The organism is Halomonas qaidamensis, from assembly GCF_025917315.1.
GTDB classification, from domain to species: Bacteria; Pseudomonadota; Gammaproteobacteria; order Pseudomonadales; family Halomonadaceae; genus Vreelandella; species Vreelandella qaidamensis.
Genome location: NZ_CP080627.1, coordinates 965,844 through 985,319, shown reverse-complemented (window position 1 = coordinate 985,319; position 19,476 = coordinate 965,844). Strand labels below are relative to the sequence as shown.

Annotated in this window: 19 protein-coding genes; 4 read left to right on the top strand and 15 right to left on the bottom strand. The window is 51.7% G+C overall.

The annotated features are described in order from the left end of the window. Positions 1 to 26: 26 nt before the first annotated feature. From K1Y77_RS04600 to K1Y77_RS04540, 13 genes are all read right to left on the bottom strand, one after another. On the bottom strand, positions 27 to 2,138 hold the full coding sequence (locus K1Y77_RS04600) for a TonB-dependent siderophore receptor (RefSeq protein ID WP_264430573.1): 2,112 nt from the start codon (positions 2,136 to 2,138) through the stop codon (positions 27 to 29). Between the two features lie 307 nt (positions 2,139 to 2,445). Then, positions 2,446 to 2,763, bottom strand: coding sequence for a DUF6693 family protein (locus tag K1Y77_RS04595; protein ID WP_030070073.1), 318 nt, complete (start codon positions 2,761 to 2,763; stop codon positions 2,446 to 2,448). 108 nt (positions 2,764 to 2,871) lie between these two features. Next, positions 2,872 to 3,393, bottom strand: a complete 522-nt coding sequence (locus K1Y77_RS04590) for a DUF421 domain-containing protein (protein ID WP_030070071.1) — start codon at positions 3,391 to 3,393, stop codon at positions 2,872 to 2,874. 74 nt (positions 3,394 to 3,467) lie between these two features. Beyond that, positions 3,468 to 3,788, bottom strand: a complete 321-nt coding sequence (locus tag K1Y77_RS04585; RefSeq protein ID WP_030070069.1) for a hypothetical protein — start codon at positions 3,786 to 3,788, stop codon at positions 3,468 to 3,470. Positions 3,789 to 3,814: 26 nt separating this feature from the next. Further along, positions 3,815 to 4,804: a lipid A deacylase LpxR family protein gene (locus tag K1Y77_RS04580; protein WP_030070067.1), complete on the bottom strand. Its 990-nt coding sequence runs from the start codon at positions 4,802 to 4,804 to the stop codon at positions 3,815 to 3,817. 190 nt (positions 4,805 to 4,994) lie between these two features. Next, entirely contained in the window at positions 4,995 to 5,534 is a 540-nt protein-coding gene (locus K1Y77_RS04575) for a YaeQ family protein (RefSeq protein WP_030070065.1), read from the bottom strand. Between the two features lie 66 nt (positions 5,535 to 5,600). After that, entirely contained in the window at positions 5,601 to 6,296 is a 696-nt protein-coding gene (locus K1Y77_RS04570; RefSeq protein WP_030070063.1) for a glutathione S-transferase family protein, read from the bottom strand. A gap of 135 nt (positions 6,297 to 6,431) precedes the next feature. Then, a complete protein-coding gene (locus tag K1Y77_RS04565; RefSeq protein WP_030070062.1) occupies positions 6,432 to 7,205 on the bottom strand; it encodes an enoyl-CoA hydratase-related protein in 774 nt (257 codons plus the stop codon). A 131-nt stretch (positions 7,206 to 7,336) separates the two neighbouring features. Continuing rightward, a complete protein-coding gene (locus K1Y77_RS04560) occupies positions 7,337 to 8,185 on the bottom strand; it encodes a 3-hydroxybutyryl-CoA dehydrogenase (protein WP_030070061.1) in 849 nt (282 codons plus the stop codon). A gap of 17 nt (positions 8,186 to 8,202) precedes the next feature. After that, entirely contained in the window at positions 8,203 to 9,834 is a 1,632-nt protein-coding gene (locus K1Y77_RS04555; RefSeq protein ID WP_264018634.1) for an acyl-CoA synthetase, read from the bottom strand. A 128-nt stretch (positions 9,835 to 9,962) separates the two neighbouring features. Continuing rightward, on the bottom strand, positions 9,963 to 11,753 hold the full coding sequence (locus tag K1Y77_RS04550; RefSeq protein ID WP_030070059.1) for an acyl-CoA dehydrogenase: 1,791 nt from the start codon (positions 11,751 to 11,753) through the stop codon (positions 9,963 to 9,965). A 180-nt stretch (positions 11,754 to 11,933) separates the two neighbouring features. Next, positions 11,934 to 13,304, bottom strand: a complete 1,371-nt coding sequence (locus tag K1Y77_RS04545) for an MFS transporter (protein ID WP_030070058.1) — start codon at positions 13,302 to 13,304, stop codon at positions 11,934 to 11,936. 150 nt (positions 13,305 to 13,454) lie between these two features. After that, positions 13,455 to 14,093, bottom strand: coding sequence for a class I SAM-dependent methyltransferase (locus K1Y77_RS04540; protein ID WP_264430566.1), 639 nt, complete (start codon positions 14,091 to 14,093; stop codon positions 13,455 to 13,457). 40 nt (positions 14,094 to 14,133) lie between these two features. Here K1Y77_RS04540 and K1Y77_RS04535 point away from each other — a divergent pair, with 40 nt between their 5' ends. The 4 genes from K1Y77_RS04535 (at position 14,134) to K1Y77_RS04520 (ending at position 16,301) form a co-directional block, all read left to right on the top strand. Then, the gene (locus K1Y77_RS04535; RefSeq protein ID WP_264430564.1) at positions 14,134 to 14,517 is read left to right on the top strand and encodes a VOC family protein; all 384 of its coding nucleotides are present in this window, start codon (positions 14,134 to 14,136) and stop codon (positions 14,515 to 14,517) included. Between the two features lie 87 nt (positions 14,518 to 14,604). Further along, on the top strand, positions 14,605 to 14,997 hold the full coding sequence (locus K1Y77_RS04530) for a DUF4870 family protein (protein ID WP_030070052.1): 393 nt from the start codon (positions 14,605 to 14,607) through the stop codon (positions 14,995 to 14,997). Positions 14,998 to 15,000: 3 nt separating this feature from the next. Next, entirely contained in the window at positions 15,001 to 15,933 is a 933-nt protein-coding gene (locus K1Y77_RS04525; protein WP_264430562.1) for a lysophospholipid acyltransferase family protein, read from the top strand. A gap of 17 nt (positions 15,934 to 15,950) precedes the next feature. Further along, positions 15,951 to 16,301, top strand: a complete 351-nt coding sequence (locus K1Y77_RS04520) for a DUF4870 family protein (protein WP_264430561.1) — start codon at positions 15,951 to 15,953, stop codon at positions 16,299 to 16,301. A gap of 17 nt (positions 16,302 to 16,318) precedes the next feature. Here K1Y77_RS04520 and K1Y77_RS04515 read toward each other — a convergent pair whose 3' ends face one another. Then, on the bottom strand, positions 16,319 to 17,728 hold the full coding sequence (locus K1Y77_RS04515) for a mannose-1-phosphate guanylyltransferase/mannose-6-phosphate isomerase (RefSeq protein WP_264430559.1): 1,410 nt from the start codon (positions 17,726 to 17,728) through the stop codon (positions 16,319 to 16,321). After that, complete coding sequence (locus tag K1Y77_RS04510) at positions 17,725 to 19,338, bottom strand: alkaline phosphatase family protein (RefSeq protein WP_264430557.1); 1,614 nt, start codon at positions 19,336 to 19,338, stop codon at positions 17,725 to 17,727. The genes K1Y77_RS04515 and K1Y77_RS04510 overlap by 4 nt, the downstream gene beginning before the upstream one ends. Positions 19,339 to 19,476: the final 138 nt, after the last annotated feature.

Below are 19,476 nucleotides of genomic sequence, written 5' to 3'. Positions count from 1 at the left end.
AGGTAGATGCCGCGTTATAACGCTACTTAAAACTGGTAGCGAACATTGCCTGTAATGCTACGGCGGTCTCCATACCCACAATCACCACCTTCGTAGCGACACCAAGAGATAGTTTCTTCATCTGTGGCATTTTTCACATCAACCGAAAAGTCCCACTCGCCCATCGTATAACCCACCATGGCGTCATACAGTGTGCTGGACGGCACAATAGGGGCATCGCCAGAACCAACGTTATCACCCACATAACGCACCCCAGCACCAATACGCCAGTTGCTTCCGACATAAAGGCGGTTCCACCAGGAAGCTTGCTCTTCAGCAACAAAAGGTAGTCGGGCACCGGTACTATCGTTGGTCGCGTTTAAGTTGGTGTACGCCAGCTGTGTCTCGAACTGCTGCCAGCGTTTATTAACTTGCAGTTCCCAACCGTCTACCACCGCACCCACTTGCTCAACACCCCCTGGAGTTGCACCATCGCTAACTCGATTATTTTGGGTAATATCAAAGTAAGCTGCGCTAATAGCCAGCGACTGATCTGACGAAACATACTTAAAGCCAATCTCTTCTTGATCGCCAGTGGTGGGTTTCAATGGGCTAGGGTTCGCCGTTCCATCGCTACCCAAATTCATCGAAAATGCTTCTGCATAGCTCACATAAGGCGAAAAGCCATTATCGAAACGGTACATCAAACCTAGCCGCCCGGTTGTTTCGCCTTCATCGCTAACTGTATCGGGTCCTGACAGCGCTAGGGTGCGGTTTTCAGCCCAATCCCTGCGTAATCCTGCAGATACAACGACCGGGCCAATTTCAATGTGGTCGGCCAGGTACACCCCGACCTGCTCAATTTCATTATCGGGACGATCGGTTGGATTGAGCGTATCTAGCTGCAGGTTGCCATATTGGGGGTTATACACATTAAAACGGCCGCCCTCGCCATACCCGTAATAGTAGTTATCCTGAGACCAGCGGGCATCCTGACGGTCAATACCGGCGATCAGCGTATGCTGTGTGCCTCCTAGCTCAAACTCTCCTTGCATGCGCGCATCCATATTCAAAATGCGCGTTTCAGCATCTGCTGTGAAGATCGTGCGATTCACATCACCATTAGCATCAGGAACACTAGGAATATCCACCCAATGCTCGCGGGTTTCAGTGCGGGAATCGGTGTAGCGCGCGGTAGCTGAAAAAGCCCAGTTCTCATTTAACTGGTGATCAACAAACAGCGTTGTCTCCGTTTTTTCACTATCGTAACGATCCCAGCCCGGCTCACCAACAAAGCGCTCAGAGCCAATAAAGCCCTTGGAACCCGGTTCTAACGTGCCTACCTGGGGCAAAAACTGAGCAGATACCTGGCTTTTATCTTCCTGGCGATTGAACAGTAGCGTGATACTGGTATCGTTACTGGGACGCCAAGTAAACGAAGGTGCAATTAAGTAACCGTCATCGGCAACATGATCCACCTGGGTATCACTATCTCGAGTCAAACCAACAACCCGATACAAGAACGTGCCCTCTTCATTTGCAGCACCGGTGAAATCAAACGCCAGCTGTTTGCGATCGAAAGAGCCGTACTGAGCCCAAACTTCCCCGCTGCGCTCTTCTTGGGGCAGCTTAGAAACACCGTTAATAATGCCGCCTAGGTCAGCTTGGCCATACAGCATAGAAGACGGCCCGCGCAGCACTTCAACACTTTCCAGCGCATAAACATTGGTTCGCGTTGTATTGTAAGAACCATACAACTGGCGCAGGCCATCCAAGTAGCGTCCAGCATCTAACCCGCGCACTTTGGCGCTATCGCCACGGGTATCAAAGCCAAAGTTACCGGCGTAAACACCGGGAGTATAGAGCAATGTATCTTGGATATTTTTAGCACCGCTATCTTGTATAAACTCTCGGTCAATAACCGACATAGAAAATGGCTGCTCTGCCAGCGGCACATCGAGTTTGCCGACACTAGGCTCTCGCTCAGCATCGATATAACCGAAGCGACCTGCTGCGTCAGCAGTTACTTCTACGGTTCCAAGGTCGACGCTGTCATTCGGTGTGCTGTCTTGCGCTTGAACGCTTGAAATAGCCGCCGTCGACGCAAGCGCCACAGCAACGCTTAGCCGACGTAATCGAAAAATAGGTGCAGATGTCATCGTGAAAGATCCCAGAGCGAATATTAATATTAATGATAGTAATTTTTATTCGCAAAAATATAGAGACCTGCTCAAACGATGTCAATGTGCTGATGTAAAAATCAGTCGCAGGACAGCAAACGAACGAGGGAGGGGTTTTCCTGCAGGGTTACCTGCAGGGTTACCTGCAGGAGAAAATTAACATATGCCATTATGTACGGAAGGAAAATACCAATGCTGCGTCTCTTAAGTTGCAAACTTAAACGTCAAAAATGCAGCTAAAGGTGTAACGCGAGAACAGTTGCCTTTTATTCTAACTAGCGATTAATTACTGGACGCGAGCATTATTCAGCGCATAATTCCACACGCGATAAAAGTAAAAAATATACCCAAGTCCAAACGTTAAAATTGAGATAATCATCCACAAAATGATATGTCCAATATTGCTAAAAATATTGATATCGCAGACCATTTTACGTTCTACGCCGGTTGCACTATCTACCACAGAGGTACGATTAATGACAAAGCGGGCAAACGAATAGGGAAAGAAAAAAAGTGCAATTCCAAAGGTAATAATGGTGAGTATCAGCCAAATCAGTAAGTGCCCAATAATATCGAGAATAGAGAGATTCGCTTTAATATTCATAGTGCGCCCTTAAACGTTGAGAAACAAAGTGGCGCAGATTACCACTCGCTTGTGTAAGCGTGAATGGAAAATTGCCGCTATGGCTATAAATTTATTATTTTTAATAGTTTAGCGAAGTCCGCGAACGCCGTTCAGGCTTGAACCTGTACCTTCGTCTTCCCGCTTAACAACACTAAGCGAGCCGTCTGTTTCAAGTACGACTGCTTGCGCTGCTTCTAGGCTTGCAAGGCCACTGCTGCGAACAGCAGAGCGCACTTCATCTTTGGTGACCCGAGCCTTGCGCAACGAGGTCGTTAAAAACTCTCCCTGATACAACAGCATCAATGGTTCGCCCGTCACCAAACGCTTTACCCAACTAACGCGTACGCTAAGCCATGTAATCACAAACTGAAGCGAAATCAGCAAGGCTAGTGCTAGCGCTCCTTCGGCTAAAGCAATGTCTTTTGAAAGCAGCACGGTGGCCAACGTAGACCCCAGCGCGACGGTTACAATTAAGTCAAAGGCATTCATTTTAGACAGCGTACGATTTCCTGAAATACGCAAAAACACGATTAGGACGGCATACGCCAATACGCCGACGATTAACGTGCGCAGCAAACTTTCCCAACCGCTATAAAAGACCATATCCATATGAATCACCTCCTAAATAGCTATTAATGGAGGAATAGCTGACACCTCCTTACATTCAGGATAGCAACCACCACTTAGGAGTGCGATGCCCACCACTCCGCGTACGAGCTATTGTGGGGTGCAAGGCCGCTTTCATCGGGGGCGCCATCTTGCCACCAAACCGGCCCACGCTCCCCCAACAGTTCCTTGGCAGACTGCACCGCCTCACGTGCTTGACGTAGCGCTATTTCGTCGTTTTGTTGCTGAGCGCTGCGCACCGCTCGGCGGGCTTTCATCAGTGCTTTTATGTGGGTACGTTTTTCGTCATCGCTCAAGCGTGGATCGGTACAGCGCCATAGCCGGTTTTTAGCCACAAAATAGCGGCTATCCGGCGTATGTGGATACTTATTGGCCATACCGCTCCCCTTCGCTTGTAGCCTTATTAAAAGCGTTTCGTTAGCGTCATTGACCCGAATTTGTCCTGCTCATCTTGTCCATCAAACTCACGGGTACGCTGAACAGCAGCATAGGTTACTTGCCAATCTTCCCAGGCTATCGCAAGGCCTGCGGAGGCTTCTGCTAGCCACTCCTCACGGTCAACAGAATGACTATCCCTGAACGTATTACCATCAAGTGTTAGGTTCTGCGCCATGTAGTAGCCTTCTACATTCGCAAACAGATACCACTGCCACCCACGATGACCATTCATTAAATGGCGGCTACCCGGGTTAGGGGTAAGTGTAGGAATGCCTTCAGCATCATCACCCCAGCGAACGCTATAACCAGCACTTGCATAGGTGTACATGTTACCTAACGCGGCACCTACACTGGGGCCGTGTGAAAATTGTTTACCGGCCAGCGGTACGTCATTCCACCACTGCCGCCGAAGGGTTAAATTCACCAACGCCTCATCGCCCAGCTGGTTTTTCCAGCCACGAGGGCGGTCACTATCAGTAACGCGGTGTACTTCACGCTGAATACTGTCAGCAAGAGAGGAAGGCCCCACAACACCAACATCAAGATGTAAATCGGTGGCTTGCGTCCATTGCCCCTTCGGTACGTCTTCATAAAGCGACAGACCGCCGTAGACCAGACCTGCATAGGGGCGATCGTCTTCGATCAAAGCGCGCTGTTCAATATCGTTCGGCGTATAAATCTGATGAATCAAACGATAAGACGCTCTATCCGCTTGACCGATAAGACTATCGGGTAGCGCTGTCGAAAGGCGTTGTAACCAACTTTGCTCTTGCGGCGTAAACGTCCAGTTAAGCTCGAAACCACTGGTGAAGTGGCCATCATCGCTACTAGCAAGACCATCATTTTCAAGCTTAACAGACAGGGCACTGTCGCTAGCCATAGCCACCGAAGGCAACACGCTTAACGGCAAAATAAAAGGCATTACCTTCCTGCACAGAGCAGAGGTAGTATTCATAGCTCAATCCTTGAGTATTGGTGGTATGCGAGGGTGATCAACTATTAACAATCATGAATGATTGTAAGTAATAGCATGAATAGATAGCAAGCGTACTTTCTTGCTATCTATTCGCTAACTCACTGGCTATCACGACTTCCTGTCTTGGATAGTGTCAACATAATGTGGGTAGCACTACGTGCTTAACCATCTAACGGTCTCGGAGCAGCCACTGCGGTGTCACTTCATGCTGGCCGTTTTCATCGGTAATAAACAGTGAGCCATCACTGATCATAACCGCCCAGTTAATAGACCGCGGCAGCCCCTCTGCGATAGTCGCAAGCGCCTCTTGGGGTAGTCCCGCCACGTGCACATTCTTGAGTGCCGCTACTGCTGGCAACACTTTATTTTCCCACAGATCCACTCGCCCATAAGCCAACAGCGAAACACGCTCCGCACGGCGTGAACACCAGGTAAGACGCTCAGCATCTGGTAGGCCGACTTCTATCCAATGTAGCACGCGGCCATCTAGGCTTTTCTCCCAAAGGGCTGGCTCGTCCACATCGGAAAGGCCACGACCAAAAGCGAGTGCTTCGCTGTACCATAGTAGGTAGGCGATCAGGCGTGCGCACATCCGGTCTTCAGTTTCAGAAGGGTGACGGGCCACCGTAAAACGCAGCGTCTCGTAAACATTGCGATCAAGGTCCGTCAGGTTGACATCAACTTTGTAAGGGGTAGCACTCAACGCCATTAGAAATATCCATCATAAATTTGCGCCAGTGTAGCGGAATTATCGAAACACCGGGCAACAGGCGCGCTACAACGCGCGGTAATCGTTTAATAACGTGGCGTTTTTCAGCGTCTCATGCTCATGCATTGGCTCACGCCAAGTTTCTGCCAGCGCTGCCTGGTACCACTCCTCCATCGCAGGATGAGTGAGTAGCCGTTGCACATAAGCCAGTGATGCCTCGCTCAGCTGCAGGTTAAATGTCTGTATACGAAACGCGACAGGCGCGTAAAACGCATCCACTGCGGTAAACTGCTCACCTGCCAAAAAGGGGCCACCGAAGCGCTGAAGGCCTTCCTGCCATAGTGTATCTAGCCGTGCCACATCATTGTTTAACCCTGCTGAACGATTGTTGAGCACAACACGCACGCCGCAATTCATTGAACACTCATTGCGCAGTGCACCAAACCCACTGTGCATTTCGGCACTGGCACACCGTGCCCAGGCACGCGCCGTTTTTTCGTGGGGCCACACTTCAGGATAGGTGTCAGCCAGGTACTCAACAATAGCCAACGAGTCCCAGACTGCCACCTCGGCATCAGAATCTACCAAGCATGGCACTAAGCCGGTAGGAGAAAAACGTGTAAAGGTGGCATGACTTTCTCCCATGCCACCCTCAAACGGCATAACGTGTTCATTGAAGGGAATGCTCAGCACTTTCATCAGCACCCAAGGGCGCAGCGACCAAGATGAGTAATTCTTGTTGGCGATGTACAAATCAAACATAAACGCTCCTTGTGAATGCCGACAGCAGTCAAGCTAAGTATTGATCATGTAGTATGGATTATATAACTATCGAGCATAAAAGAGGGGTGACGTAGCCGCCACCCCTTAAATGAGCAAAACGTAGTTTAACGCAGGTTAGAAATTAGGTTTACGCTTCTCAACGAACGCGCTCATGCCCTCTTTCTGCTCTTCGCCAGCAAAGCAGAACGCAAACAGGCTAGTTTCCAGCGCTAGGGCGCTATCAAGATCTTGGTCTAACCCATCGTGAACGGCTTGCTTTGCACCACGCACCGACTGAGGGCCGTTACCTTTGAGCTGTTTAGTCAGCTCTTCCACATAGCTTTCAAGCTCGGCCTGGGGCATCACACGGTTAACTAGCCCGATGCGCAGCGCTTCTTGGGCATCGATTTTGCGGCCGGTAGTGACCAAGTCAATTGCCATGGCGGGGCCAACACGGCGCGGCAAACGCTGGGTGCCGCCAAAGCCAGGAATCACACCTAGCAACACTTCAGGCTGACCAAAAACAGCGTTGTCGCTAGCTACCGCCCAGTCGCAGGCCAGCGCCAATTCGCAGCCGCCGCCAAGGCAAAACCCGTTCACTAGCGCGACCACCGGCACGGGCAATGTTTCTAGGCGTTTAATAGTACGCAGCGCTTGAATGGCAAAAGCGCGCGCTTCTTCCGGGGTTTTATCACGCATTTCGGTGATATCAGCACCGGCAACAAACGACTTTTCACCGGCACCGGTAATAATAACGGCGCGTAAATGAGGGTGCGTTTCAAGCTCCACAAGGTGTGATTCTAACGCACTGAGCACCTCGCTATTCAGTGCATTCAATGCTTTAGGGCGGTTAATCGTCAACCGCACCATGCCATCGTTATCAACTTTTTCAATCACTGCATCGCTCATACAGGCTCCTTAATTGTTATTACGCATTAAAAGTGAACACCTACCAACCCTAGCGAACGCTTGGTTGGTAGGCAATCACTTCTTTTGTCGCGCTTGACTGTCCTGATCCGCTTACCCGTACTTACCCATGCTCACTCGTAGATATGAAAGCCTCGACCGCTCTTACGTCCCAGGTAGCCCGCATCCACCATACGCTTTAATAGTGGGCAGGGGCGATATTTAGGATCGCCAAATCCGTCCTGCAGCACTTCCATAATGGCCAAACAAACATCGAGACCAATTAAATCCGCCAGCGCCAACGGCCCCATTGGGTGCGCAGCGCCCAGCTTCATCGCTTCATCGATGGCCTCTGGCGTTGCGGTTCCTTCTTGCACAATAAAGGCGGCTTCATTGATCATCGGCACCAACAAACGATTCACCGCAAAGCCCGGCGCATCACCAATGGGCACCGCCGTTTTACCCAGTGCTTTGGCCAGCGCCTCTATACGCTCAACGGTGGCATCAGAGGTTTGCTCAGCACGAATTACTTCCACTAACTTGAGCACCGGCACTGGGTTAAAAAAGTGCATGCCCACAACCCGCTCGGGGCGTTCGCACACCGCCGCCAGCCGCGTTAGCGAGAGTGATGAGGTGTTCGAAGCAAGAATCGCGTCGCTGCTTAAATGACTAAGGTCACGAAACAGTTTCTCTTTCAGCGCGGGCTGCTCTGGTGCAGCCTCAATAATAATGCCGCAGTCACTCAACGCTTCGAGATCAGTAGTCGTGGAAAGCCGCGCTAAAGCCTCCTGCTTAGCTGACTCGCTGATTTTTTCTTTCGCGACTAGCTTGCCAAGGCCTTTATCGATGTTGCCCTGGGCACGGGTAAGCTGCTCATCGGCAACGTCATAAAGGCGAACCGTAAAACCACTGGCGGCGACCACCTGGGCGATCCCCTGCCCCATGGTGCCTGCTCCCACTACACCGACTGGTTGTTCACTCATCGTTTGTTTCCCCTGAATCAGTGCTGTTTGGCTTCTTCGCGCAGCACAAATTTTTGAATTTTGCCCGTGGACGTTTTTGGCAGCTCACTAAAAATGATTGTCTTGGGTACTTTGAAACTCGCTAAATGCTCTCGGCAGTGAGCAATAATGTCGGCTTCAGTAATTTCACCATAACCGATTTTTAATTTAACAAACGCACAAGGCGTCTCGCCCCATTTTTCATCGGGCTTGGCAACAACGGCGGCTTCTTCTACTGCTGGATGGCTATAAATGGCATCTTCCACTTCGATGGTGGAGATATTTTCACCGCCGGAAATAATGATGTCTTTAGAACGGTCTTTAATCTCGATGTAGCCATCGGCGTGCCAAACCGCGAGATCACCAGTGTGATACCAGCCACCTTCTAGTGCTTTCTCAGTGGCTTCGGCATTTTTCAGATAGCCTTTCATCACGTTGTTGCCACGCATCAAAATTTCACCGATGGTCTCGCCATCCTTCGCGACAGGCTCAAGGGTTAGCGGGTCAGCGACACACAGCGCTTCGAGCATGTGGTAGCGCACCCCTTGGCGCGCCTTGATTTTGGCACGGGATTCCAGCGGCAGCTCATTCCACGCTTCACGCCAGGCACAAACCGTCACCGGGCCATAAACCTCGGTTAACCCATACACATGGGTCACCTCAATGCCGAGTTTCTCAACCCCAGCAATCACGGACGCAGGCGGTGCGGCACCCGCGGTGGTCACTTTAACCGGATGATCAAATTCACGCTTCTGGTCAGCCGGTAGGTTCACAAGGCCGTTCAGTACAATCGGCGCACCGCTGAAGTGCGTGACCTTCTCATCGACAATAAGGTCATTAATCCGCTTTGGATCAACTTTGCGCAGACACACGCTAACACCGGCGTTGGCGGCAATCGTCCAGGGGAAACACCAGCCGTTGCAGTGAAACATCGGCAGCGTCCAAAGGTAGACTGGATGGTGCGGCATCGCCCACTCTAGGATATTACTGACCGCGTTTAAGTAAGCGCCACGGTGATGGTAAACGACTCCTTTTGGCTTGCCCGTGGTGCCCGAGGTGTAGTTCAGTGAAATCGCTTGCCACTCATTGTCAGGCAGCTTGTAGGCATAGTCAGCATCACCCTCTGCGAGCAATGCTTCGTACTCAACGTCACCGATGCCTTGGGTTTCGCCTAAAAACTCTAGATCGAAAACGTCAATAATCAGCGGTTTATCGTCTAATAGGGCAACAGCTTCGTTAATAACCTGTGCAAATTCCGGGTCAACCAGAATAGCTTTCGCCTCACCATGGGCCAGCATATAGCTAATTGCTTCGGCATCCAGGCGAATATTTAAGGTATTGAGCACGCAGCCTGCCAGAGGCACCCCAAAATGAGCTTCAAACATCGCCGGAATGTTCGGCAGCATTGCCGCCACCGTTTGGCCTGGCTGAATACCACGCTTTTCAAGCGCCGACGCCAACTGGCGGCAGCGGGTCCACGTTTCTCCCCAAGTGCGGCGGGTTGTGCCATGCACCACCGCCGGGTAATCGGGGTACACCGCCGCCGAACGCTCAATAAAGGTCAGCGGAGAGAGCGGTACATGGTTAGCAATTGTGGGGGGCATGCCTTGCTCAAAAATAGAAGCATTCATAAATCACCTTTATGTTATTGGTTAATACGCACATTAAAACGACCGTTTAAAGACAGCTAAACGTAAGCCGCCGACCCAGAGGGCCGGCGGAAATTAACGAATGAAGCCATCCTGCTTCCCACCATCGTTTATGGCGTTAATTCAAAATCATTTAAGCACTGCATACCCGCTTCAATAACCGCACGTTGTGCCCGGCCAGCAGGCAACCACTGAGTAATAACAAAATTGGCACTACACAGCTTGGCACGATAAAACGGCTCGTCACTACCTTTTTGCAGCGCACTGGTCGCGTGCAGTGCGGCATTGCCCATTTGCCAAGCGCATAGCACGTGGCCTGCGAGACTGAGCAACGGCGTTGCATAGGCCTGCACTGCGTCTGGGCCCGTTTCCGGGTCACTGCCTTGCTCAAGCACAAGCTGCATGGCGGCCCGCAGATCGTCAGCACCAACCGCTAACGCGCTGCCCATCCCCGCTAAGCTAGGCTCTGAACGCATTGTTTCAGCGGTTTTTTGCACTTCGTCAATTAATGCAGATAACGCGGCACCACCGTCACGCTGTAACTTACGGCCTGCCAGATCGAGGGCCTGAATGCCATTCGTGCCTTCATAGATAGGCGCAATTCGTGCGTCTCGAAGTAGCTGGGCGGCCCCCGTTTCTTCCACATAGCCCATCCCGCCATGTACCTGAATACCCATCGAGGCGATATCCACGGCTTGGTCGGTCGAAAAGCTTTTAACAATAGGGATCAGCACATCGGCACACGCCTGGGCAGTTTGCCGCTCGGTGTCACTTTCACTGTGTCGGGCAAGGTCAAGCTGGCCAGCACAGTAAAGCGCCAGGGCACGAAGGGCATCGGTACGGGCCCGCATCGAAAGCAGCATCCGGCGTACATCTAAGTGGTCGCTGATCGTGCATTCGTTACCACCGCGAGATTTAGGCGAACGCCCCTGGGTGCGATCCAAGGCGTAGGCAAACGCATGCTGACAGGCACGCTCTGCTACACCAATACCTTGAATACCTACTTTGTGACGCGCTTCGTTCATCATGGTGAACATGTGGTTAAGGCCACGCCCTTCTTCACCCACTAGATACCCGATAGCACCGCCATTTTCGCCAAAGCTCAAGGTACAGGTAGGCGAACCATGAATGCCCAGCTTGTGTTCGATAGAGGCACAGGTGACGTCGTTGCGCTCGCCCAACGAGCCGTCTGCATTAACCAGGAACTTCGGCACTAGGAACAGTGAAATGCCCTTGTTGCCTTCGGGCGCATCGGGTTTACGCGCCAGCACAAGGTGAATGATATTTTCGGCAGCGTCGTGTTCGCCCCAGGTGATATAGATTTTTTGGCCGCTAATGCGGTAGTAGTCGCCTTCGGGGACGGCTTTGGTGCGTACTTTAGAAAGGTCGGAGCCTGCCTGAGGCTCCGTTAGATTCATAGTACCTGTCCAGGTACCTTCGACTAACTTGGGGAGATAGGTCGTTTTTAGCGCTTCGCTGCCATGATGCGCCAGCGCTTCAATCGCACCTGCTGTCAACATAGGGCAAAGACCCAGGGCCATATTGGCACCGTGAAGCATTTCTTGAACGGCGCTGGCGACCACCTCAGGTAGGTTTTGTCCGCCTAACGCTTCAGAAACACCAATGCCGTTCCAGCCGCCTTCCACATACGCCTGATAGGCAGCAGCAAAACCCTCAGAGGTGGTCACACTACCATCGGTATGTCGCTTAGCACCTTGACGGTCACCAACACTATTTAGCGGCCCCCACACGTCACCTGCGAGTTTTGCTGCCTCTTCCAGCACCGCCTCAACCAAGTCGGGCGTGGCTTCTTCAAAGCCTGGCAGTGCAAGCGAGCGGTGCGCGAGTAACTCTTCGAGTACAAAGCGCAGATCGCGTACCGGCGCGGCATAATAATTCATGGCAAAACCTCAGCGGAAATCGGTGATAAATAGCAACTAGTAAAAACACTATCACGAATAGTAGTTTCACTACTTTCATCACACCATTAGCCCAAGGTCTCACCTGCTGAATTAATATCAGCCTGCTAGCTGCGTTTTTGTCTACGTTTTTAGCTACGTTTCACCCACTCTCAGCACTGGTTATCGACGTGCATCAGTTTCCACATCATCGTAATAAACAATATGGGTTTGATCTTCTGAGGGTGGGCCAACGATGGGTTCAACAGCATCCACGTCAGGTACAACATCAGAAAGGTCTTCCAGGTGCTCGTGCTCAAGTGCGCCTTGCATCAGTTCCTCAGTCACCACTAGCTCTGCACCTGCTGCTGTCATTGGTGTTGTCGGTGTAAAGGGAGCCACAGGAACTGGCGCTGGCCGCACACTACGCCGCCAGCTGAAAAACAAAACAAAAAACAGGCTCAGTGAGCCAAACGCCCAGAACAGCCCAGCATCGCCCATGGCGGTCATTACCGGGGATATCATGAGCGGGCTGATGGTAGCCCCTATAGAGTTGATCAATAGCAAGCCCTGGCTCATGCGTACCAGCGCGCCTGCCGGGGCACGATCAGCCGCATGGCTCACTGCCACTGGATAAAGCGCAAACACACCGCCGCCCAGTAAAAACAGTAGCGCCGCCAGTAAAGGGGTCGATAGCGGCAGCCATATCATGGCCACAGAAATAACCACACAGAAAGCGCTGATGGCGATCAATACGATTTGGCGGTCGTGGCGATCAGACCAGCGACCAATGGGGTACTGAAGCAGCATGGCGCCAAGAATCACGACGGCCATCATTTGGCCCACCTGATTAACGCTCATACCAATGCGCTGCAAATACAATGGCAGCAAGGTGTAAGCGGCAGCCACCACCATACCAGACCCCAAACTCCCCATTACCCCTGTTGGCGTCATCGTAATCAAGCGGTGCGGGGGTAGCGGTTCAGCGTGTTCCATAATCGGCGACACCCGAGGAATCATGGCCATGGGCAACACTGATAACGACGCCAACAAGCCAATCACCATAAAGGGAGCCGTCACCCCCATGGCACTGGTCACACCCAATAGCAGCTGCCCCAGCACACCTGCGGCATATAGCGAGATCATATACATCGCTAGCAAACGGCCACGTACTTTTTGATCGCCTGAAGTCAGCAGCCAACTTTCAATGACTAAGTAAACACCCACGGTTGCCCAGCCGCCAATCAAGCGCAGCACAAACCAGGCCCAAGGGTCGAAAAACAGCCCCTGCAGCAGCACCGTGACAGCGACCAACGAGGCAAAGCTACCATAAGCACGAATGTGGCCTATGCGCAGTAGCAAGCGGTCGTTGAATAGCGCCCCCAAAGCTAAGCCAATGAAGTAAGCCGAGGAGACAATACCAATCATCGTTGCCGACTCGCCCGCTGCATCTAGCCGCACGGTAATCAGCGTGGCGAGAAAGCCATTGCCAATCCCAAGAATAAACAGCCCTAATAAGGGCGCTAGCGCCATAGCTAGCAGTTGCCGCGACATGTATACCTCACCTTGCCTGAATAAAGAGCAGTTAGCCGTTAGCTCGCCTATCTCAAGCACGCCATTACATTAGGCAGGCAGAAAACGGGCGCGCAATTATTGCTTTGAATGCCACAAAGTCAATGCTTTTTCATAGCGATGGGATGTAAATTAGTGTTTTTTAAATATTGCTGTGTCATTACCAGGAAATTCCACTGATAATCCGTGCTGCTCAGCCCACCAACAAAACGTCGCTTCACTGAAAAAACACACATGGGTTGGGTCATTAATATAGTGCCAGCGGGCAAACGCCTCTGGGGTACTGACACGCTTTGTCATTATCCCAAGATAGCCACCAGGGACTAATTTCTCGACCAGTTGACGCAATTCCTCACCAGGCAATGACAAATGCTCTACCACTTCGGTGGCAGTAATAAAGTCATATTGCCGATTGAGCACCTCAGCATCAGCGGCGTAAAAAATATCGTAAACTGCCATTACAAACCCCGCCTCTTCAAACATCACTGACAGCGTAGGTCCTGGGCCACAGCCAAAGTCCAGCCCTTGGGCACTTTGCGGTAGCTTAGCCACTAGCGGGTCAAATAAACGCCCCAGAAATCGCCGATATCCCGTATCATGCGGCGAATTCTGATGTTGGTCGTACTCTGCTTTTTCTTGACGTGCATCTAAATGCTGCTCGGCAGGCACAAACACCAAAGCGCACGTGGCACACTGGTAGTAATCGCGGCGACGGTCTTGGTGATAAAACGCAGGTTTAGGCATATTGCATAGCGGGCAGCGTCGCATCATCGTATTCTCATGTTTTACGTTTGTTTTTAAGGAAAGTGGCATGCTCTCAGGTTTGGACCATCTTGTTGTTACGGTGACTGATATGGGTCGCGCCGTGGATTTTTACTCCCGTGTGCTGGGACTAGATGTGCGCTACCGAGACGCACAGCGGGTAGATCTTATGCTAGGCGATACAGCCCTACGTCTGCATCAAACCGATACCGATATTGCGCCTGTTTCTGCTACCCCTACCCCTGGCAGCCTGGACTTGTGCCTACGCTGCCAATTGCCGCTGGATGAGTTCAAACAGCACTTGGATGCGCTGGCTATTGAGGTAGAGCTTGGCCCGGTTGCACGCCAAGGCGCTAACGGCGCGATTGAGTCGATTTACTTACGCGACCCTGACGGTAATTTACTGGAAATTTGCCGACCTGCTGCTCGCTAATGATAAGCCGCGCCAGCCGCGCTATCATAGTGAGCTTTAACGGCGCCCTTTAGGGCGTCTCATAGCGAATAGCAAAAAGGATCGGTTATGCGCGACGATGCCAACAAAGCACCTTTGGAAGGTGAAGTAATTAACGAAAGTAAGTCCACAGAACAGCCAGATACCACCATGGCAATGGTGATTTACGCGCTTTACTTGGCAAGCTTTTTGGTAGGGTTTACTTCGTTGATCGGCATCGTCATCGCCTATGTCTATCGAGGCAAAGGCCCTGAATGGCTTGATGAACACTACCGCTACCAGATTCGCACGTTTTGGATTGGGCTGCTCTACGGCAGCATTGCCTCTCTGTTAACGTTTATCCTGATTGGCATTCCTATGCTGTTGGCGTTGGCCGTATGGTTTATTGTTCGCTGTGTGAAAGGCTTTAAGGGCTTGCAGGAGAAGCGTGCGCCAACCAACGTTGATAGCTGGTTCCTGTAATTTATGACAGAACAGCTACCTTCTAAAAAATCACTTTTCCAAGCACGTGCCATCACGACCCTTTGGAAGCTACTAGCGCGTTGGCCGCTAGCCGCGCTATGGCGTATTGCCGTGCTGTTAGGCCCGCTGGTCTATCGCTTTAGCAAACGAGAGCGCCAGGTGACGGAAATCAATCTGGAAGTGGTCAACCCAGAAGCCACTGCCAGCCAGCGCAAAGCGCTTGCCGTACAAAGCCTGCGCCACTCGGCAGCGACTATGCTGGAACTTGGCCATGCGTGGATGGCTGCTCCCGAAAAAGTAGAGGCCAGCATTTTATCGGTTCATGGCCGAGATAAACTCGACAACGCCCGTGCCGATGGCCGCGGCGTCATTGTACTTGCTCCACACTTTGGTAACTGGGAAGTGCTTAATTTTTGGCTCTCAAGCCACTTCCCTTTCACCGCCATGTACGAGCCACCCAAAATTGCTGACCTTGAGCCTATTATTCGCCATGGCCGCGAGCGCATGGGAGCAAGCTTGGTACCCACCAACGCTAGAGGCGTTGCTGCCCTTCTCAAAGCACTCAAGCGCAGTGAAGCCATTGGTATCTTACCGGACCAAGAACCGAACTGGGGCAGCGGTGTATTCGCTCCTTTTTATGGGCGCGATGCTTATACGGCAACGCTGCTACCGAAACTGGTCGCCCGTACTCAGGCAAGGGTAGTCATCGGCGTTGCCTTACGGGTGCCTGGCAAGGGGTTTGAGATTCATTTCCTTGACGCCGATGAGCGGGTTTACAGCGCCGATGATGTAGTCTCAGCCACCGGTGTTAATGCCAGCGTCGAAGCGTCAATTGCGCTTGATCCTGCGCAGTACCAGTGGGAGTACAAGCGCTATCGTAAAGTCATAGAGCAGCAACAAGGGCTGGCAAACGCCAAAAAATTTCGGATTTACTAACGGGTAACGAGGTAGACATGTCCCAGCGTTATAGTCCCAAAGAGGAAACGCGCCCACCACAAATCATTTACGCGCTCTACTTAGCGGGCTTAGTAACCGCCAATATTACGCTGTTGATTGGCGTTATAGTCGCTTACGTATATCGCAAGGAAGCGGCACCGTGGCTGCAAGCTCACTACCGCTATTTAATTCGTACGTTTTGGATAGGCTGCCTCTACTTTATCGTCACCTTCACCCTTAGCTTAATGCTAGTAGGCACCTTGCTATGGCCGTTATTAGTCATGTGGCTTGGTGTGCGCTGTATTATTGGCTGGGTCGCAGTACGAAAAGGAGAGCCACCTGCCCGCCCTGGAAGCTGGCTCTGGTAATAAAGTATCCACTCCCCCTATTCATCACTGTGCCGAGCATATACATCATCTAATCGCTCGATATCATCTTCTCCTAAATAGCTGCCCGACTGGACTTCTATCAACTCCAACGGAATTTTCCCTGGGTTCTCCAACCGGTGCAGCGCACCAATAGGGATATAGGTGGACTGGTTCTCACTGACAAGAAAGGTCCGCTCGTCGACAGTGACTTGGGCGGTACCACTCACGACGACCCAGTGTTCAGCACGGTGGTGATGACGCTGCAGTGAAAGCCGCCCTCCAGGTTTCACCGTGATGTGCTTCACTTGATAACGCTCGCCACTATCCATAGCCTGGAAGCTTCCCCAAGGGCGATGAACTAACGGCGCAGCGTGGGGTTCACGTCGACCCGCTTGAGTGAGTGATGCCACCAGCTGTTTGACCTGCTGAGCCTGATCGCGGTGTGCAACGAGCACGCTGTCGGATGTTTCCACTACGATCAGATCTTCAACACCGAGCGTTGCCACCAGTCGGTGCTTAGCAATAACAAGCGAGCGTTGCGTGTTGGTCAGGATCCCGTCACCGTTAACCACATTGCCAGCTTTGTCGGGCGTTTGCGCTGCCCACAGCGCATCAAAACTGCCAATATCACTCCATTGGGCATCCAACGGGACAACGGCCGCTCGGTCACAATGCTCCATTACAGCGTAGTCGATTGACTCCGCCGGTGATGAGCAAAATGCGTCTTCACCTAAACGTAAAAAATCCAAGTCACGATGAGCATCGTTAACAGCCTGTTGGCAGGCTGCCAGCATGGCTGGCTGCAGCCGTTCAAGTTGAGACAGGTAAGTGGATGCTTGCAGTAAAAACATACCGCTATTCCACAGGGTATTGCCTGCCTCTAAAAGATGCTGAGCACGCTCTACGCTAGGTTTCTCGATAAATGACGAGACCTGGTGACCACCGCCCACAGGGCTGCCACATGCAATATAGCCATAGCCTGTTTCTGGATAGGTAGGGACTACGCCAAACGTAACGAGATACCCTTGGGCAGCAAGCGGTTCTGCGCAAGCGACACTGTGAGTGAACGCTGCTACATTGCCGATAACGTGGTCTGCTGGAAGCACAAGTAGCAGTGGATCCTCGCCCGTTTGACGCGCTAATAGGGCAGCGCAGGCAATTGCCGGTGCCGTGTTACGCCCTTCTGGCTCTAATACCAACGTTCCCGGCAGCCCGCTCTCCCGCAACTGTTCCGCCATTAAGAACCGATGAGCATGGTGTCCCATCAACATCGGCGGCTGGGCATCTAACCCGGACAACCGTGTAAGCGTTTGCTGCAGTAAGCTTTGAGAAGACGTTAAGCGTAAGAACTGCTTTGGCATCTGCTCACGAGAGAGTGGCCAAAGCCGCGTACCACTACCACCACTAAGGATGACAGGCTGGATCATGGTGTCGTCCCTGTCGTTGACAAAGAAGAGGTTAATGCTGGCGTGCCAAAGTCTTGCTGTAACCAATGGCGCAGCTGGCTCATTTTCGCGGCCTCCTCAGGGCTTTCCAGTGACGGCAGCATGCCATCAATAAAACCACGTGCTTTAAAAGGCTCTAGGAGTCGAGGGTCACCGCTAATCACATGCACAGGTACCGCCGCACTGGCATTGTCGCCGGTAATCAGTGGTGCCGCCTGATGGTCTCCAAGTACAATCAATAGAGTGTTGTCGTCAACCACTCGCTCAGCCCAGCGCCCTGTGACCTTCACAGCGTAGTCTATTGACCACGCGTAATGGTCACGGATGCGCTCAATATCCTGCCAAAGTACTTCTGGCGGATCGCCAGCCTCCTCCCAGGGGGCGAAAACACGCCCATCGCCTATCATCGACCAGTCTTCTAAAACAGGCAAAATTGGCGTCCATGGCGCATGGCTAGAAATAAGCGCAAGTTGCGCGAACACCGGCGTCTCACCTAACAAATGTCGTTGGGTGTAATCCAGAGTGAACTGATCGGGCATCGTGACCCAGTTCAGCGGTGGGCCTGCATAGGGTAAATCTTTCGCTGCTGCAATCTCATCAAACCCGTAGGCCAGCCCTTCCGGCCAAGCCAATGTAATGGCTGGCATGACACTGAGCGTCCGCTGCCCAGTGCTACTAAAATCACTAATAAGCGTTGAATGATCGCTCTCCAGCATCAGCCGATACCATAGCTGATTATCAATCCAGCGACCGCTTAATGCCGTGGCATGGGCAAGCCAAGACTGACCTCCTCGAATAGGCGCTTCTAGCAACCCCGAAACAGCGTGTAGATCGCGCTGTCCCAAACGTTGCTGTATGTCATCTAGCGTAGGAAGTACGACATTGCTGTAGCGAGAATCATTAATGGCCGATACACCATAAGATTCAATAAACGTTAATAAGACGTTGCGCCCTAACAGACCAGGTAAGGGTCTAGGCTCCAACGGTGTATCCTGCAACTGTTCGGTAAACGCTACTCTTGCCCGATGGGTCGCCACCACCTGCTGCCACTGGAAACGCGTGGTGTTCACAGCAGGTAACGCTGATTTAGCGACTAATCGCTTGCCGTTAGCCTCGAAAATCGCAAAACCCGCTGCTGTAATCATTAACAGGATGGCTGATACCCCTGTAGCCCGCCATAGAGCTAAATGTTTAACAGGTAAGAGTAAGCGCTGCATCACCCATAGACTACCTAGCAGGGCCGCACTGCCAAACAACATCAGGAAAGTTGCTGCCACTTGGCCTACATTACCTACTAGCAAATGGTAGATAGAGCGCACCAAGGGCACGTCCAGATAGAGGTTAAGTGATCGCCCAAACGCGGTGTGTGTGGCTGCATCGCCTAAATTGGCCGCTGTTATCAAAGCGAGCCAACCTACCAACAAAATAGCCATCCAACGGCGTAAATTGCCCGGGCGAATTAGCAGCATCATTGGCGCTATTAACCAAGCTTCCCAAGCAATTAGAGGAGAGCCAATCTCACCGAAACGCCACCAAAGCGGCACTACCAATAGCAAGTTGAGCGTTACACACGTAAGTAGAAGACGAATCATCAGCGCTTCAACAGCATAGCAATCACCTAGATTTTATACGCTTAATGGAGTTTAAAGCTTGCACACAACCATATAAATCATATACCAATAGGATTAATGGTATAACTTTTGTTGAAATATTTCATATACTGATTTTAT

Excerpts from the sequence above, each read along its gene's own strand:
- K1Y77_RS04510 (WP_264430557.1), bottom strand. The coding sequence starts at position 19,338 with ATGATTCGTCTTCTACTTACGTGTGTAACGCTCAACTTGCTATTGGTA.
- K1Y77_RS04590 (WP_030070071.1), bottom strand. The coding sequence starts at position 3,393 with ATGGATATGGTCTTTTATAGCGGTTGGGAAAGTTTGCTGCGCACGTTA.
- K1Y77_RS04575 (WP_030070065.1), bottom strand. The coding sequence starts at position 5,534 with ATGGCGTTGAGTGCTACCCCTTACAAAGTTGATGTCAACCTGACGGAC.
- K1Y77_RS04550 (WP_030070059.1), bottom strand. The coding sequence starts at position 11,753 with ATGAATTATTATGCCGCGCCGGTACGCGATCTGCGCTTTGTACTCGAA.
- K1Y77_RS04565 (WP_030070062.1), bottom strand. The coding sequence starts at position 7,205 with ATGAGCGATGCAGTGATTGAAAAAGTTGATAACGATGGCATGGTGCGG.
- K1Y77_RS04600 (WP_264430573.1), bottom strand. The coding sequence starts at position 2,138 with ATGACATCTGCACCTATTTTTCGATTACGTCGGCTAAGCGTTGCTGTG.
- K1Y77_RS04585 (WP_030070069.1), bottom strand. The coding sequence starts at position 3,788 with ATGGCCAATAAGTATCCACATACGCCGGATAGCCGCTATTTTGTGGCT.
- K1Y77_RS04580 (WP_030070067.1), bottom strand. The coding sequence starts at position 4,804 with ATGAATACTACCTCTGCTCTGTGCAGGAAGGTAATGCCTTTTATTTTG.
- K1Y77_RS04535 (WP_264430564.1), top strand. The coding sequence starts at position 14,134 with ATGCTCTCAGGTTTGGACCATCTTGTTGTTACGGTGACTGATATGGGT.
- K1Y77_RS04530 (WP_030070052.1), top strand. The coding sequence starts at position 14,605 with ATGCGCGACGATGCCAACAAAGCACCTTTGGAAGGTGAAGTAATTAAC.
- K1Y77_RS04515 (WP_264430559.1), bottom strand. The coding sequence starts at position 17,728 with ATGATCCAGCCTGTCATCCTTAGTGGTGGTAGTGGTACGCGGCTTTGG.
- K1Y77_RS04560 (WP_030070061.1), bottom strand. The coding sequence starts at position 8,185 with ATGAGTGAACAACCAGTCGGTGTAGTGGGAGCAGGCACCATGGGGCAG.
- K1Y77_RS04545 (WP_030070058.1), bottom strand. The coding sequence starts at position 13,304 with ATGTCGCGGCAACTGCTAGCTATGGCGCTAGCGCCCTTATTAGGGCTG.
- K1Y77_RS04540 (WP_264430566.1), bottom strand. The coding sequence starts at position 14,093 with ATGATGCGACGCTGCCCGCTATGCAATATGCCTAAACCTGCGTTTTAT.
- K1Y77_RS04520 (WP_264430561.1), top strand. The coding sequence starts at position 15,951 with ATGTCCCAGCGTTATAGTCCCAAAGAGGAAACGCGCCCACCACAAATC.
- K1Y77_RS04525 (WP_264430562.1), top strand. The coding sequence starts at position 15,001 with ATGACAGAACAGCTACCTTCTAAAAAATCACTTTTCCAAGCACGTGCC.
- K1Y77_RS04595 (WP_030070073.1), bottom strand. The coding sequence starts at position 2,763 with ATGAATATTAAAGCGAATCTCTCTATTCTCGATATTATTGGGCACTTA.
- K1Y77_RS04555 (WP_264018634.1), bottom strand. The coding sequence starts at position 9,834 with ATGAATGCTTCTATTTTTGAGCAAGGCATGCCCCCCACAATTGCTAAC.
- K1Y77_RS04570 (WP_030070063.1), bottom strand. The coding sequence starts at position 6,296 with ATGTTTGATTTGTACATCGCCAACAAGAATTACTCATCTTGGTCGCTG.